This window comes from Spirillospora sp. NPDC047279 (genome assembly GCF_040643285.1).
In the GTDB taxonomy this organism is placed as follows: domain Bacteria; phylum Actinomycetota; class Actinomycetes; order Streptosporangiales; family Streptosporangiaceae; genus Spirillospora.
In genome coordinates this window covers 215,517-231,278 of the sequence record NZ_JBEYUA010000006.1, presented here as the reverse complement: position 1 = coordinate 231,278, position 15,762 = coordinate 215,517, and the positions used below count along the sequence as shown (strand labels likewise).

9 protein-coding genes and 1 pseudogene are annotated in these 15,762 nt (G+C 74.9%); 4 read left to right on the top strand and 6 right to left on the bottom strand.

Features of this window, described 5'->3' with window-relative positions; all coding sequences use genetic code 11:
• Nucleotides 1–8 precede the first annotated feature (8 nt).
• Genes ABZ810_RS17320 through ABZ810_RS17305 form a run of 4 tightly spaced genes read right to left on the bottom strand, consistent with a single transcriptional unit; the run spans nt 9 to nt 5,626 of the window.
• Nucleotides 9–3,221, bottom strand: a complete 3,213-nt coding sequence (locus ABZ810_RS17320; RefSeq protein WP_358403956.1) for a chromosome partitioning protein ParA — start codon at nt 3,219–3,221, stop codon at nt 9–11.
• On the bottom strand, nt 3,218–3,877 hold the full coding sequence (locus ABZ810_RS17315; RefSeq protein WP_358403955.1) for a hypothetical protein: 660 nt from the start codon (nt 3,875–3,877) through the stop codon (nt 3,218–3,220). The genes ABZ810_RS17320 and ABZ810_RS17315 overlap by 4 nt, the downstream gene beginning before the upstream one ends.
• Nucleotides 3,870–4,403 (bottom strand): hypothetical protein, encoded by a 534-nt coding sequence (locus tag ABZ810_RS17310; protein WP_358403954.1) that lies wholly within the window; start codon nt 4,401–4,403, stop codon nt 3,870–3,872. The genes ABZ810_RS17315 and ABZ810_RS17310 overlap by 8 nt, the downstream gene beginning before the upstream one ends.
• Nucleotides 4,400–5,626, bottom strand: coding sequence for a hypothetical protein (locus ABZ810_RS17305; protein WP_358403952.1), 1,227 nt, complete (start codon nt 5,624–5,626; stop codon nt 4,400–4,402). The genes ABZ810_RS17310 and ABZ810_RS17305 overlap by 4 nt, the downstream gene beginning before the upstream one ends.
• Before the next feature lie 207 nt (nt 5,627–5,833).
• On the opposite strand from ABZ810_RS17305, the gene ABZ810_RS17300 reads away from it, so the two are divergent.
• The 3 genes from ABZ810_RS17300 (at nt 5,834) to ABZ810_RS17290 (ending at nt 11,331) form a co-directional block, all read left to right on the top strand.
• Nucleotides 5,834–8,353, top strand: coding sequence for a LuxR C-terminal-related transcriptional regulator (locus ABZ810_RS17300; RefSeq protein WP_358403951.1), 2,520 nt, complete (start codon nt 5,834–5,836; stop codon nt 8,351–8,353).
• Nucleotides 8,354–8,776: 423 nt separating this feature from the next.
• Nucleotides 8,777–10,288 carry an AMP-binding protein gene (locus ABZ810_RS17295; protein ID WP_358403949.1) on the top strand — a complete coding sequence of 504 codons (1,512 nt, stop codon included), beginning with the start codon at nt 8,777–8,779 and terminating at the stop codon, nt 10,286–10,288.
• A 77-nt stretch (nt 10,289–10,365) separates the two neighbouring features.
• The gene (locus ABZ810_RS17290; RefSeq protein WP_358403948.1) at nt 10,366–11,331 is read left to right on the top strand and encodes an AMP-binding protein; all 966 of its coding nucleotides are present in this window, start codon (nt 10,366–10,368) and stop codon (nt 11,329–11,331) included.
• Here the strand turns inward: ABZ810_RS17290 and ABZ810_RS17285 are convergent.
• Both ABZ810_RS17285 and ABZ810_RS17280 read right to left on the bottom strand, forming a co-directional pair.
• Nucleotides 11,324–13,009 carry a GAF domain-containing SpoIIE family protein phosphatase gene (locus tag ABZ810_RS17285; protein WP_358404397.1) on the bottom strand — a complete coding sequence of 562 codons (1,686 nt, stop codon included), beginning with the start codon at nt 13,007–13,009 and terminating at the stop codon, nt 11,324–11,326. The two genes, ABZ810_RS17290 and ABZ810_RS17285, sit on opposite strands and share 8 nt — an antisense overlap.
• Nucleotides 13,010–13,531: 522 nt before the next feature.
• Nucleotides 13,532–13,894: pseudogene (locus tag ABZ810_RS17280) on the bottom strand (ATP-binding protein); the annotation flags it as partial.
• Between the two features lie 102 nt (nt 13,895–13,996).
• Here ABZ810_RS17280 and ABZ810_RS17275 point away from each other — a divergent pair.
• On the top strand, nt 13,997–15,762 hold a 1,766-nt coding region (locus tag ABZ810_RS17275; RefSeq protein WP_358403947.1), incomplete at its 3' end, for a HAMP domain-containing protein.

Here is a 15,762-nt window from a genome sequence, read left to right as displayed (position 1 = left end):
GTGACGGATTATGACAGGGGCGTGGTCTCCGGAGCGGGGCGCGTGGCGCTGATCTGGGCCGCCAGCAGACGCACCCGGGCCTCGTGCTCGTCGTAGCCGACCACGACCGGCGGCTCGTTGTAGGGCATGGTGTCCGACGAGCGGCGCAGCTTGACGTACTGGCCGCAGGCGTCGATCGCGTACGGCTCCATGTCGTCCTGGAGGGCGCCGATCACCGTGATGCCGTGCGTCTCGCCGATCTTGCGGAAGAGCGCGACCGCCTCCTTGCGGTGCTCCTTGCCCAGGTTGCGGCCCAGCTCGTCCAGGACCAGGACCAGCCGGCCGCCGCCGGAGCTGGCCAGCGCGGCGGCGCACACCAGCTTGACCGCCTTCTCGTCCATGAGGGCGGTGTTGGCGCGGCGGTTGTAGGGAACGTAGCGCTGGCCGTCCGAGCGGCGCCACTTGGGGGTGACCCGCCAGCGCCACTCCTGCTCGGGATCGCCGGGCTGCTCGGGCGTCGGGAACTCCAGCGTCGCGCCGTAGCCGCCGTACGCCACGTCCAGCTTCTCGAACTCCTCGGCGACCCGCTGGAGGCGGGCGCGGATCGCGGCGGTCAGCGCGGTCCGGTGCGCCTCGGCGGCGCCGGCGGCCTCACCCGCGCCCCGCTGCGCCTTGTCGAGGTCGGCGCGGCGGGCGGTGAGCTGCACCTCGATCTGGCGGCGCTGGTGCCGCTCGTAGTCCTCCTGCTGGCGCAGGTAGGCCTCCAGCGTCTTGACCAGGCGCGGGAACGTCGCCTGCTCGCGTTCGGTGCGGCGGCCCTCGCCGTCGGCGCGCTCGTTGAGGAGGAACCGCATCTCCTCGGGCATGTCCTCGTCGGAGGTGCCGTCGGGGAACACCCGGCGCATGCCCTCGGACAGGTGCTTCTCCGCGCTGTGCCACCACTCGTCGGGCGTCCAGGTCCGCTCGTCGGCGTCGAGCGCGTCCAGCCACTCGGCGGCGCCGTCGCGCGAGCCGCCCCACTCCTTCTCCAGGTCGCCGAGGCCGAGCGCCGCCCGCTTGGCGGCCAGCTCGGCGGACGCGGCGCGGACCCGGTCACGGTCGCGGTCGTGCGCCTCGCGCCGGCCGCGCAGCCGGTCGACCTCCAGCGCGCGGGTGTCGGCCTTGGCCTGGAGGCGGCGCAGCGCCTGCTCGGCCGCGCCCAGCCGCGGGCCGAGCCTGGCCTCGCTCCCGGCGAGCTCCTCCAGCTGCTCGCGCAGGCCGGTCATCTTCGCGCGCACCAGCTCCAGTTCGGCGGCGGCGCGCGCGCCGGTCTGGCGGCGGCCGGCCTGGGCGACGTCGGCCGCGGCGTCGGAGGTGCGCTGACGGGCCCGGTCGAGGGCGTCCCCGGCGGCCTTCAGGCCGGCGCGCGCGGCCTGGACGCGGGCGACGCGGCCGGTGACCGCCTCGGGGAAACCGCCGACGATGACGACGCCGGTCTCGTCGCCGCCGTCGAGCGCGGCGAAGAACCCGCGCAGCGGCAGGCCGCAGCCGACGCCCTCGGGGTGCCCGTCGAGCGGCTCGCCGTCCGGGACGAGCTCGCCGTCCGCGGGAACGATCATCGAGCCGGGCAGCTCGCGCAGCGCCCCGGCCGCGGCGTCGAGCTCGGCGGAGCCCACCACGACGGCCTCGCGGTACGGCCACAACGCCGCCTCCCACCGGTCGCGGACGTCCGCGGCGAGCTCGACCGCGTCGAGCAGGCCGACGGCGGCGATCCCGGCGGCGGCCAGCGCGCGGATCTGCCGCGGCGCGCTGCTCTCGCCCGCCTCGGCCTCGGCCAGCTCACGTTCGGCGCGGGAGACGGCGCCCTTGGCCATGCCGAACTCCTGCTGCGCCTCGTCGCGGCGGGCCTCGGCCTCGGCCAGCTCGCGCGCGGCGGTCTCGGCGTCGCGGCCGTCGGCCTCGCGCCGCCGCTCCTCCAGCGCGGAGACCTGGCGGCGCAGCTCCTCCATGCGGTTGCGCGCCACCGCCTTGTCCGCGCCGATCTTGTCGGCCTGGCCCTTGAGGTCGGCGAGCGCGGCGCCCGCCTCCGACAGCCGGGCGTCCAGGGCGCCGCCGGTGAGCTGCTCGACCTCCTTGGCCGCGGCGGCGATCGCCGCGGAGATCTCCTCGTCCTCCTCGCGCAGCCGGTCCTGCTCGGCGGCGTGCGCGGTGTCGGCGCCGGCCGCGTCGACCAGCAGCCGCGCCTGGCGCGTCCGCCAGTAGCGCTGCGCGGCGGCGACCTCGTCCCGCGCCTCGTCGCGGCGGTCGAACGTCTTGAGCAGCGACGCCGCCTCGTTCTCCCATTCGGCCAGCCGCTCGACCGCCTCGGCCGCCTTGGCGCGTTCGCGGTGCTCCTCGGCGCGCGAGGTGCGTTCGGCGTCCAGCTCGCGGTCCAGGCCGGTCAGCGCGGCGATCGCGCCGAAGATGCGCTCCGGGCTGATCTCGTTGAGCGGCTGCGACAGCAGGTTGGTGGCGACCTTGGACCGCACCGACGTCGACAGGAACGACACGCACCGCACCTGGCCGCCGTACAACGTCCGGCCCAGATCCTTGGCGAGCAGGTCGCGCCGGCCCGCGCTGCGCGGCAGCGACGCCCACATGCGGTCGGCGCCCGCCACCCGCTCGGCCTCCGACGGCGCCGCCGCCAGATGAACGCCCTGCCGCCAGCGGATCTCCAGGTGCGGCGCGTCCGCGTTGACCCGCAGCCACACCGTCACCGCGGTGCCGCCCGGCTCCTCCGAGCCTTCGTCGGGTTCGGTGCCCGCGCTTCTCTTCAGGGGGGACGACCCCCCAGTGCCCCCCGTGTCGGCTCCGCCGGCATTCCCCGCTTCGCTGCGGATGCCGCCGTCGTAGTCGAACACCCCCACGATGTAACCGTGGTCGGCGCTGGCCCACTGGGCGTCGCCCTGCGCCGCCAGCTCCGCGTTGAACAGCAGCTCGGCGACCGCGCGGGCGCCGGACGCGAACCGCCACTGCTCGTCGCCCAGCAACGCGGTGATCGCGGCGATGAACGACGACTTGCCCGCGCCGTTGGAGTCCTTGGGACCCTGGCCGGCGACGACGATGAGCGTGCCGGGCACGGTCGGCACCGGATGGGTGGACAGCCGGGAGATGTTGACCGCCTGGACGGCGATGAGCGTGCGCGCGCCCACGACGTTCTCCGACCCGGCGCCCCCGCGGGCAGGGCCGGGGCGGGGCACCAGCGGCTCCAGGACAGCGGTCATGAGTTCCCCCCGGTTTCTGCGGCGGCGCGGTTGCGGCGGCGGGCCCGGATGGCCGCCGCCAGCGGCGAGTCCGGTCCGGCCGCGAGGATCAGCTCCTCCTGGAGGCGGCGGCGCGCGGCGTCGGTGAGCCGGTGGAACTGCGGGCCGGGCACGAACCCGCCGGCCTCGTCCGTCCCCGCCTTCACCTGCGCCACCAGCCCCGCCGTGCGGAGGCGGCGCAGCGCGCTCTCCAGCTCGCCGATCGGCAGCTGCGAGCGGCGGCGAAGCTCCTCCAGCGGCGTCGGGTACGTCGAGGTCCACGCGTCGTCGGCGAGCAGCCCGGCCGCCCGCGGGATCGCCACCGAATGGATCAGTACCAGGACCAGCACGGCCCGGTCCTCGACCGGCGGCACGCACGCCGGGTCGCCGGCCAGCGCGGCGGCGACGTCGTCGCGGTAACCAGAGATCCACTCCTTCTGGCCCGCCCGGACGAGGGTGCGGCCGCTCAGCCCCAGCATGCCCTCGACCGTGCGGCGCAGCGCCGGCTCGCGCAGCGCGGCGAAGCGCGGCTCCGCCACCGGCTCGGCCGCGTGCTCGACCGCCATGTAGGCGGCGACCAGCTCCGACCGCCGCTTCTCGTCGTAGGACCGCAGCAGCGGCTCGAACAGCTCACTCACCCGGCGCCTCCGGCGGGGGCGGCTGCGGCAGGCGGCGCAGCAGGTCGCGCAGCGACGACAGGGAGTCCTCCGGCCACATCGCGACCCGGGGGCCCGGACGCACCGTCCCGGCCTCCTCGTCCAGCAGCAGCCAGCCGGTGTCGGCCAGCCGCCGCAGCTCGCCGGTCGCCCAGCGGCGGGCCAGCTCCACGTCACCGCGCGACATGCCCACGTACACCTCGAGCACGTCGATGATCATCGCCTGGCCGCCGGGCCAGGGCGCGTCGTCCAGCCGCGTCCAGCAGCAGCGCAGCGCCGCCGCCAGCACCCGCCGCGCCTGCCCGGGCCGGTCGAGCGGCATCAGCGCGGTCTGGTACTCCTCCAGCAGGGCCGGAGTCGCGCCGTCCGGCCACGCGGGCAACAACCACACGCGGGCGTCGTCGGCCGCCGCCGTCATGCCGGGCGGCACCGGCTCGGAGACCGGGATCGACGGCGTGCCCACCACCCGCGCGCGGGCCCGGGCCAGCACTTCGGGCTCGACGGTCACGGCGCGGTCCTCTCGAACGTCCCGGGGGACAGCCAGGTCGGCGACCCCGACTCGCGGACCGCCATCCCGTCCGACCACACCAGCCGGTAGGGCAGCTCGGGGTGCAGGTGGGCCGACGAGAGGTCGGCCAGCATCCGGCGCGCCGTCACCCAGTCGTCGCCGAGCACGTCGTGCACGGCGACCCGGTCGCCGCCCCTCAGCACGCCCTCGGCGATGATCCGCAGCCGCTCGGCGGCGGCGTCGTCGGATCCGGTGTCGTCCGACAACCCCGGGTCGGGCCCCGACGGGCGCGGCGGGGCGGGGCGCGGCGGCGTGACGCGGGGGCCGTCCTCCACGGCCGTCACCACCGCCGACGGCTCGTGCCAGGGCGCCGCCGCGTCGAAGACGAACCCGTCCAGCACCGCCGCGAGGTCCTCCCGCGACGCGGTGCGCGCGAACGTCCGCCACGTCTCGGGGGGCAGCAGCGTCAGGTTGCGGGTCGTGCCCGCCGAGTCGGTCAGCCGCGCCGCCGCCCGCCGCGAGGCGTCCCCGTACGCGTAGATCGCCGCCCGCAGCTCCGTGCACGTCCGGTCGAGCTGCGGCCACCGGCGCAGGATCGCGCCGTGCAGGCGTTCGGCCCGCAGCAGGATCTCCTCGGTGCCCCACAACTTGGGCGCCTGCTCGCGGAGCTCCTCGATCGTCCCGTTGGTCAGGGTCAGCAGCTCCACGCTCCACAGCCGGAACGCCCGCGCCAGCCCCTCGGCGCCGTCGCGGGCCTGCTCGGGCGTCATGCGCGGGTCGGCCACGTTGAGCTGCTCCAGCGCCAGGAGCCGGTGCATCTCGCTCTGCCCGCCGTCCAGCATCATGCGCCGGACGAACATCAGCCCCACCACGCTGGTGAACGACGCCCGGTAGCGCAACTGGTTGGGCTTGGGGAACACCTCGCGGATCGCGCCGAGGCCCTTCAGCACCCGCAGCCGGTTTTCGAAGACCTCGCTCGGATAGCGCCTGCACACGTACCGCATCTGCTCGCGGCTCAGCCCGTCCTCGCCCGCGTCGGCGAACGCGGCCAGCAACGTCTCGGCGACGTCGACCAGGTCGGGGTCGTCCACCACCGCGCCGCTGTCGCGCGCCAGCGCGGCGAACATCTGGCGGTAGACCCCGAGCACCGCCTCGCCGACGAGCGCGTCGTCCAGGCTGGGCGTCGCGGGGTCGCTGATCAGGTTGTCGGGGGAGGAGGACACGGCGCACTACGGTACGGCCACCTGCCCATGAACGTGGAATCGGCACCCGGGTCCCGCGTGTTAGGAGGCCATTCCTGACGGAATAGTCAAGTAAAGGGAAGGAAGATAGTCAACACCTTCAAAGCTGGGACGACGCGGGGGAGCGGATGTCAAACTCGCAGTGACCACACGGGACGTACGGGCTTGACCATCGAGATCTGTGGGCGCATGACCAACACACCTGCCAAGACGAACCTGCCCGTGGAGCCCAACGACTTCGTCGGCCGCGAACGGGACGTGACCGACCTGCGCCGCCTGCTGGAGTCGATGCGGGCGGTGACCCTCTGCGGGCCCGGCGGCATCGGCAAGACCCGGCTCGCGGTGCACGTGTCGCACACGCTCCTGGAGGCGTACGCCGACGGGATCTGGTTCGTGGAGCTGGCCGACATCTCCCTGGACGGGCCGCCCGACCAGGTGCCGCGCAAGGTGGCGGCCGTGCTCGGCGTCGCCGAGGAGGACAACAGGGCGGTCGCCGGCACGCTGGCCGACGCGCTGCGGCCGCTGGACGCGCTGCTGGTGCTCGACAACTGCGAGCACCTGGTCGACGAGTGCGCCGACCTGACCCGGGTGCTGATGTCGCGCTGCCCGCGGCTGCGGGTCCTGGCGACCAGCCGGGAGCCGCTGCGCATGGCGGGGGAGAACGTCTGGCGGGTGCCGCCGCTGGAGCCGGCCGACGCCGAACGACTCTTCCTGGCGCGGGCCGCCGCGGTGCGGCCCGGCTTCCCCGGCGAGAGCACCGCGGTCGCCGAGATCAGCCGGGCGCTGGACGGGGTGCCGCTCGCCCTGGAGCTCGCCGCCGCCCGGATCCGGGTGCTCTCGGTCGAGCAGATCGCCAGCCGGCTGACCGACCGGTTCCGGCTGCTGAGCGCCGGCGACCGGACCGCGCCGCTGCGGCAGCGCACGCTGCGCGCGGCGATCGACTGGAGCCACGAGCTGCTGAGCGAGCCCGAACGGGTGCTGCTGCGGCGCCTGTCGGTCTTCTCCGGATGGACGCTGGAGCAGGCCGAGCTGGTCTGCGCCGACGACGACCTGGACGTCGGCGAGATCCTCGACCTGCTGACGGCGCTTGTGGACAAGTCTCTGGTCGTGGTCGCCGGGGAGACCGCGGGCGAGGTGCGGTTCCGGCTGCTGGACAGCATCCGGCAGTACGCGGCGGAGCGGCTGACCGCGGCCGGGGAGTCGGAGGTGCTGCGGCGGCGGCACCGGGACGCGTTCCTGGAGGCGGCCGAGCGGCACGGCGAGATCGCGCTGGCCGAACGGCCCGCCGAGTGGCGCGAGCGGGTGTCGCTGTTCTTCCGCTACGACGCCGAGCTCGGCAACGTGCGCTCGGCCCTGGGCTGGTCGCTCGACCGCGACGAGATCGAGGAGGGGCTGCGCATCTGCACCGCCCTGCGCACGTACTGGATCGTGCGGGGGCGCATGGCCGAGTGGGCGGAGTGGACCGACCGCTTCCTGATGCGCGGCGACGACCTGCCGCCGTACGCGCTCGGGCCGGGCCTGGCCGGCCGCTCCCAGCTCGCCTCGGGCGGCCGCGACTTCGTGCAGGGGGGCGAGTTCGCCCGCCAGGCCCTCGAGCCGTGCCGCAAGGCCGGCGACGACTTCATGACGGCCGTCGCGCTGATCGCGCTCGCCGAGTCGCACGCGCGCGCCGGGCGCTTCGCCGAGGCGGTCGGGCGGCTGGACGAGGCGGACGCGCTCACCTCCCGCCCCGGGCAGGAGTGGAACCGCGCGTACGCCCTGGTCATCCGGGGGCATCTGCAGATCCGCCGGGGCCGGCTGCGCGAGGCCCGCGAGCTGCTGGAGTCCGGCGTGCAGATCATGCGCGAGATCGGCCAGCTGTGGGGGGCGTCCGCCGCGCTGATCGGTCTCGGCCGCCTGGCCGAGCACCGCGGCGACCTGGCGGCGGCGCGGGTGCACTACGGCGAGGCGCTGCCCGTCCTGGAGGAGATCGAGGCGCGTCCCGAGCTGGCGCGGGCGCTGGCGGGCGTGGGCCGGGTCGCCCTGGAGCAGGGCGACCTGCGGCTCGCGCGCGACTCGCTGGCCGGCAGCCTCGCGCTCAGCCGGTCCAGCGGCATCCGGCTCGACGTCGCCCGGGCGCTGGAGGTGTTCGCCGAGGTGGTCGCGGCCGAGGGCGACGACCACGGGGCGGTGCGGCTGGGCGGCGCCGCGGCGGCGCTGCGCGAGGCCGCCGGACGCCCGGCGGGCGGCGGCTCGCGGCTCGAACGCACGCTGGAGCCGATCCGCCGGCGGCTGGGCGAGACCCTGGTGTCGCAGCTGTGGGGCGAGGGACGCGCGACGACGCCCGACGACGCGGTGGCGCAGGCGCTGCGTCCGCCCGAACACGGCGCGGTCCCGGCGCCGCGCCCGCCCGGAGAGGCCGAGCCCGCCGGCGCCCGGCCCGCCGGCGCCCGGCCGGCCGGGGGCGGCGAGCAGGCCGCGCCTCAGGCGGTCCGGCCGCTCGCCGCGCCGGTGACGCCCCCCAGCACCCTCACCGCGCGCGAACGCGAGATCGCGGTGCTCGTCGCGCGCGGGCTCAGCAACCGCGGCATCGCCGACGAGCTGGTCATCAGCCCCGCCACCGTCGCCCGCCACGTGACCAACATCCTCACCAAGCTCGGCTTCGCCTCCCGCGCCCAGGTCGCCGCCTGGGCCGTCGAGCACATCACCGACGACGACCCCCCACCCTGACAACGCCACCCCGGGCACAGCCCCGGCCCTGCCTCCGCGCCGACTTCCGCCCCGGGCTTGGTACTGCCCTGCCTCGGTCCTGCCTCGGTCCTGCCTCGGTCCTGCCTCGGTCCTGCCTCGGTCCTGCCTCGGTCCTGCCTCGGTCCTGCCTCGGTCCTGCCTCCGCGCTGACTTCCGCGCAGTCTCTGCGCTGACCTCTGCGCTGACCTCTGCGCTGACCTCTGCGCTGACTTCCGCCCCAGGCTCGGTACTGCCCTGCCCCGGCCCTGCCTCTGCGCTGACCTCTGCGCTGACCTTCGCGCTGACTCTCGTTCGCGGGGGGTGTGTACGCATCTCGGGCGGGGGTGCGGGCGGTGCGAATACGACCTCGGATGCACAGTCCGGAGCATGTGCCGGGGGCGGCCCCGCCCGTAGCGTCGCACCATGATCTCCATTGGTCCGGGCCCGGCGGACGCCTTCCGCCCGGTGACCGTGACTCAGGCGGTCTTCGGCGAGGCCCGCCCCGGCACCGACCGGGGCGCCAGGCCCGCGCTCGTTGCCGCGACCTCAGGGCGCACGCTCACCTACGACGAGCTCACGGCGGCCGTCGCCTCCGCCGCGACCGGCCTCCTCAACGACGGCCTGGGACGCGGCACGGTGGTGGCGCTGCATCTGCCGGACAGCCCGGAGTTCGCCGTCGCCCTGCACGCGGTGCTCGCCGCGGGCGCCGCGCCGTTCCCGGTGCGCGCCACGGTGACCGCCGTCGAGCTGACCCGGCTCCTGGAGGAGTCGGGCGCACGCGTGCTCATCACCTGGCCGGTCCTGCTCGACATCGCGCAGGAGGCCGCCAAGGGGGCCGGCGTCGAACGGGTCCTCTGCTTCGGCGCCGAGCCGGACGTCGAGCCGTTCAGCGCACTGGCGACCGGCGCGGCGACCCTGCCCGACGTGGCGCTCGACCCCACGACCGACCTCGCCCTGATCGCCTGCACCCGCGGCGTCACCGGGCCCGCGCGCGCCGTCCCGCTGACCCACGCCGGCATGGTCGGCGGCCTGACGCGGGTGGCCGAGGCGGGCATGATCGGCGCGTCCGACGTGGTGCTGTCCGCGCTGCCGTTCGCCGACGTGCTCGGGCTGAACGGGCTGCTCCAGCCGGCGCTGCGGCTCGGCGCGACCGTGGTCTGCCGGTCCGGCGCGGGCCGTGACAACCTGCTGCGCGCCCTCCAGGAGCACCGGGTGACGATGGCGCTGGTGCCGCCCGAGGTCGTCGAGCTGTTCGCGTTCGACCGCGCCGTGCCGCGCTACCACCTGCGCTCGCTGCGCGCGATCGTCGTCGTGGGCGGGCCGCTCCAGACCGAGATCGCGCGGGCCTGCGCGACCCGCCTCGGCTGCCCGGTCCGCCAGTCGTACGGGCTGTCCGAGGCCGCCGGGCTCACCCACCTCAACCTGCGCGCCGCCGAGGAGGGCACGCTCGACTCGGTCGGGCGGGCGCTGCCCGGCGTGCGGTGGCGGGTCGCCGACCCGGTGACCGGCACCGACCAGCCCGCCTACCAGGCGGGCGAGCTGTGCGTGCGGGCGGCGGGCCGCTGGCTGCCCAGCGGCGACTCGGCGTTCGCCGACGAGCACGGCCGGGTCTTCATCCTGGGCCGGCTCGGCGACCGCCGCCCCGAGCCGCCCGCCGAGCCGGACGCGGTGCTGGCGGCGCACCCGGCGGTCCGGGACGCCGTGATCGCGCCCGCGCCCGACTCCGAGCTCGGCCTGGTGCCGCACGCGTTCGTCGTGCTGTCGGCACCCGTTTCGGCACCCGTCTCGGCCGACGACCTGCTCGCCTACGTCAACGCCCACGTCCCCCCGCACCGCAGCGTCCTGGTGGTCAACGTGGTGGACATGATCCCGCGCTCGCCCAGCGGCCGGGTCCTGCGCCGCGCACTGCTCGAGCGGGCCGGCCTCGCGCCGTGATCCGCGAGGTGACCTACACATCCACGTACACAGTTCTGCGGATGTGGCACCGCTTGCGGGCGTCGTACGGTCGGCGCATGCTGCACCGAGACCGTCACCAGGGGGCCGACGCCGGGCGGCTCGCCGTCGCCGAGACCACGGTCACTCGCGCCGTGCTGGAGGCCGCCAGGGAGACCGCCGTCCGCGCCGGCGAGCGCGCCGCGCTCAAGGACCCGCAGCAGTCGCTGAGCCACTCCCGCTTCGCGGCCGTCGTGCCCGCCGCCGCGGCCGGGCTGCGCCGCCAGGGCGTCCTGCCCGGCGACGTCGGCGCCGTGCACCTGGCCGACGCCTGCGACCTGGCGCTGGCCCTGCACGCGGTCGTCGCCGCCGGCGCCGTCCCCGTGGTGCTGCCGCGCGGCGGCTCGGTCGGCGAGCTGGCAGCGATCATGTCCGAGTGCGGCGCACGTTTCCTGCTGACCGGCGGCGAGCCCGCGTCGGCGGCGCTGGCCGCGACGGAACGTTCGTACGTCCGGCAGGTCTTCGCGTTCGGCGACGTGCCGGGCGCCACCGCCTTCGGCCGCCTGGTGCTCTCCGAGGAGGACGCGGACGGCACGGCGTACGGCCTCACCGACGGGATGGTCGACCCGCTGCGCGACCGCGCGCTGGTCCTGGGCGACCCGTTCGAGGAGCTCACCCACGCCGACCGGCTCGCCGACCTCTACCGGCTGGCCGCCGCGGTCGGGCCGTCCGAGGCGGACGTGCTCGTCTGCTCGGCCGGGGACGTCCCGATGCCGACCTGGATCGGCCTGATCGACCTGTGCCTGATGCACGGCGCCACGTTCGCGGCGGTGCCCGAGCCCGGCCCGGCCGCGCTGCTGGCGGCGGTCGAACGGGAGGCGGCCACGGTCGTCGTGGTCAGCCCGGCGGGGCTCCGCGCCCTCACCTACGACCACGTGGCGGCGCCGCGCACCGGCCTGCGCCTGCTGGTGTCCGGGGCGACCGACCCCGAGGTCGTGCAGGCCTGCCGCAACCGGCACGGCTGGACCGTCGCCCCCCTCAGCTGAACGGGACGGGCGACTCCAGCCGCAGCGCGAAGATCGCGATGTCGTCGGCGAGCGGCTCGGGGGCGAAGGCGCGCACCGCGTTCTGGACCCGCAGCGAGACCGCCCGCGCCGTCAGCCCGGTGCAGTCGGACAGGATCCGGGCCAGCCCGTCATCGTCGTCGAGCTGGAGCTCGCCGCGCCGCCGTTCGGTGACGCCGTCGGTCACGCACAACATCAGGTCGCCGGGGACCAGCTCGACGGTGTCCACCTCGTAACCCGGATCGGGGACCGCGCCCACCAGCAGCTGGGACGTGCCGATCGGCGTCACCTCGCCGTCCGGCCGCAGCCGCAGGGGCAGCGGGTGCCCCGCCGAGGTGATCGAGACCCGCACGTTGCCGGTCGGCAGCCGTTCCAGCTCGCCGTGCACGACGGTGAGCAGCCGGCTCGCCTGATCGTCCATCAACGCCTCGTTGAGGCTGTCGAGCGCGCGGGCGGTGCCGTGCCCCTCGCGGCTGAGCGCGCGCAGGGTGTGCCTGACCAGCCCGGTCACCGCCGCGGCGCCCGCGCCCGTGCCGCACACGTCGCCGAGCATGAAGCGCCAGCGGTCGAGCCCCGCCGGGAACACGTCGTAGAAGTCGCCGCCCGCCTTGGCGTCCTGCCCGGCGGGCAGGTAGACGATGCCGTAGTCGACGCCGGGGATCTGCGGCAGGTGCGCGGGCAGCAGGCTGCGCTGCAGCGTCTGGCTGACCGCCACCTGCTCGCCGTAGCGGCGCGCGTTGAGCAGCGCCAGGGCGAACCGGTGGCCGAGGTCCTCGGCGAGCCGGACCAGCTCGGGACGGAACGGCCCGTCACCTGGCCCGCCGAGCACGATGCTGCCGAACCGGTGGTCGCGGCAGGCCAGCGGCAGCTCCAGCGCGTCGGTCCCGCAGACCCGGCGGTCGGACGGGCCGAGCGTGCCGAGCGCCGTCCACCGGCGGGCCTCGCGCAGCTGGCGGACCGCGGGCGCCGCGCGGCCCCCCAGCACCTCGCGCAGCGGCGCGATGCGCTGCTCGTCGGCGTGCCACACGTGCGCGAGCACGCCGTTCCCGCCCTGGTCGTCGAGATAGACGGCGCACCAGCCGGCGATCCGCGGCACGAACAGCTGCGCGGCGAGCGCGAGCACCAGCGTCTCGTCGAGCGTGCCCGCGAGCAGGTCGTTGGCCTCGGCGAGGAAGCCGAGCCAGCCGCGGTACCCGTGCCGCGCGGGCGTGCGCCGTTCACGCGACACCACCGGCGACAGCGACGTCGCCGCGTACTCCAGCCGGGCGATGTCGGACGGGCCGAACCGCCCTTCGTCCTCGGCCGTCACCACGACCAGGCCCAGCCGCTTGCCGCCGCTGCGCAGCGGCGCGGTGGCCAGCGACCGGAACCGGCTGCCCTCCGGCGGCGTCATCACCGCGGCGTGGTCATGCGCGGCGAGGGCGAGCCGCGCCGCCTCACCGGGCCGCAGCAACGGCGGCTCCGCCATCACCTCGGACGTCTCACCGCCGCCCGCCCCCACCTCCGAGCCACCACCCGAGCCGAGATCCGACCCGATGTCCGCCGTGGCCCGCACCGTGAGCGCCTCGTCGTCGTCGCCGACCAGCACGTACGCGGCGTCGGCACCGGTGGACGCACGAGCCCAGTGCACGACATGGTCGAAGAGCCGCTCGGCAGGCACCTCGGCAGAGTCCGCCTCATCGTCCGCGGCCGGAGCCGTGGAAACCCCAAAGGCCGGAACCGCCACCGGCACGGCCACGGCCACGGCCTCCACCGGCACAGCCGCCACGGATGGCGCGGATGGCGCGGATGGCGTGTGCGGTGCGGGCGGAGGAGACGGCACGGGCGCCGCGGACGGCGTGTGCGGCGCAGTCCGTGCGGATGGTGTGTGCGGCGCGGACGGCGGCCCGGATGGTGAGTGCGGCGCAGATGGTGCGGATGGCGTGTGGGGCGCAGATGGTGCGTGCGGCGTGTGCGGCGTGTGCGGCGTGTGCGGCGTGTGCGGCGCGGACGGTGCGCGCGATGCGGGTGGCGTGTGCGGTGCGGGTGGTGCTTGCGGTGGAGTGGATGGCGTGTGGTGTGGGCGTGGGGCGGGATGGGTGGGGGGTGTGGGGGTGAGGTGCTCTGCGGGTGGGGCGGGAGGTGGGGGGACTGTGGGTTGTGGGGGTTGCGCTGGGCAGGTCAGTTCGAACCAGACGGTCTTGGTGGTGCGGGTATAGGTGACGCCCCAGGCCTCGGCGAGGGCGTGGGTCAGCACCAGGCCGTGGTGTGACTCCCGGACGCCGGACGGCTCGCCGGGGCCGTCGACGCGGCGCATCGGCAGCAGGTCGCGGACCTCGACCCGGATCGTTCCCGTCACCGGGTCGTGCAGGCATGAGAGGGCGATGTCGGTGCCCGCGTGCACGACGGCGTTGGTCACCAGCTCGCTGGCCGCGAGGACCGCGTCCTCGACGCGGTCGAACGGCAGGTCCCAGCCCCGGAGGACGTGGCGGACGTGCTCGCGGGCGGCGGGCACGGAGGTGCTCTCCGGCGTGTACTCGGCGCTGGACCTCCGCGAAGCCGACACTGTGACCCCCCTGCGGGAAACATGCTGATTCGCGAGGTGAACTCCAGGCCATGGTGACAGAATGAACGGGCTCAGATACGCCGAGTTGGCAAGGTAAGTCCAATGAGTGCAACCTCGAGCACGAACCCGGCGGAGCCGCCGGCGCAGGATTCCGAGTCCGCCCAACGATCTGGGGAGGGTGACGCCGCGCTGCGTTACCTGCTGGAGGCGCTGCGCGCGATCCGGGACGGCGACTTCCGGCCGCGGTTCTCCGCACCGCAGACCAGCGAGCTCGCCGAGATAGCCGAGGTCCTGGAGCAGATTCTGGACCGCAACCGGCACCTCTCCGACGAGCTGACCCGCGTCTGCCGCCACGTCACCCGCGAGGGCAGGCTCGACGAGCGGCTCACCGCCAGTCCCGGCTCCGGCCGCTGGACGAGCAACATCGAGACGGCCAACACGCTGCTCGACCTCATCACCGGGCCGCTGACCAACACCGCGCGGGTGCTGGAGGCGGTCGCGGCCGGCGACCTGTCGCAGCGCGCCGACCTGGAGGTCGGCAACCGCGCGCTGCACGGCGACCTGCGGCGGGCGGGCAAGGCCACCAACCGCACGATCGACCAGCTCACGCTGTTCACCTCCGAGGTGACCCGGGTCGCCCGGGAGCTGGGCACCGAGGGACGGCTGGGCGGCCAGTCCAAGGTGCGCGGCCTCACCGGCAGCTGGGCGCAGGTGACCGAGGCGGTCAACGACATGGCCGCCCGCCTCACCGGCCAGGTCCGCGACATCGCGGTGGTCACCACCGCGGTCGCCAAGGGCGACCTGACCCGCAAGGTGACGGTCGAGGCGACCGGCGAGATGCTGGAGCTGAAGCTCACCGTCAACACGATGGTCGACCAGCTGTCGGCGTTCGCCGACGAGGTGACCCGGGTCGCCCGCGAGGTCGGCACCGAGGGGCGGCTGGGCGGCCAGGCGCAGGTCCGCGGCGTCAGCGGCACCTGGAAGGACCTCACCGAGTCGGTCAACGTCATGGCGTCCAACCTGACCTACCAGGTGCGCAACATCGCCCAGGTGGCGACCGCGGTGGCCAAGGGCGACCTGAGCCAGAAGATCACCGTGGACGTCAAGGGTGAGATGCTGGAGCTCAAGGACACCCTCAACACGATGGTCGACCAGCTGTCGGCGTTCGCGGGCGAGGTCACCCGCGTGGCCCGCGAGGTCGGGTCCGAGGGCAATCTGGGCGGCCGCGCCGAGGTCACCGGCGTCTCCGGGGTCTGGAAGGACCTGACCGACAACGTCAACGCGATGGCCAACAACCTGACGTCTCAGGTGCGCAACATCGCGCAGATCACCAAGGCGGTCGCCGACGGCGACCTGACCAAGAAGATCGACGTCGACGCGCAGGGCGAGATCCTGGAGCTGAAGTCGACCATCAACACGATGGTCGACACGCTCTCGGCGTTCTCCTCCGAGGTGACGCGCGTGGCGCGGGAGGTCGGCACCGAGGGCCGTCTCGGCGGTCAGGCGCAGGTGCGGGGTGTGTCGGGGGTCTGGAAGGACTTGACCGACAACGTGAATTCGATGGCCAACAACCTGACGTCTCAGGTGCGCAATATCGCGCAGATCACCAAGGCGGTCGCGGAGGGCGACCTGTCGAAGAAGATCACGGTGGACGCGCAGGGCGAGATCCTGGAGTTGAAGGACACCCTCAACACCATGGTCGACCAGCTCTCCGGCTTCGCCGACGAGGTGACGCGCGTGGCGCGGGAGGTCGGCACCGAGGGTCGCCTGGGCGGTCAGGCGCAGGTGCGGGGTGTGTCGGGGGTCTGGAAGGACTTGACCGACAACGTGAATTCGATGGCCAACAACCTGACGTCTCAGGTGCGCAT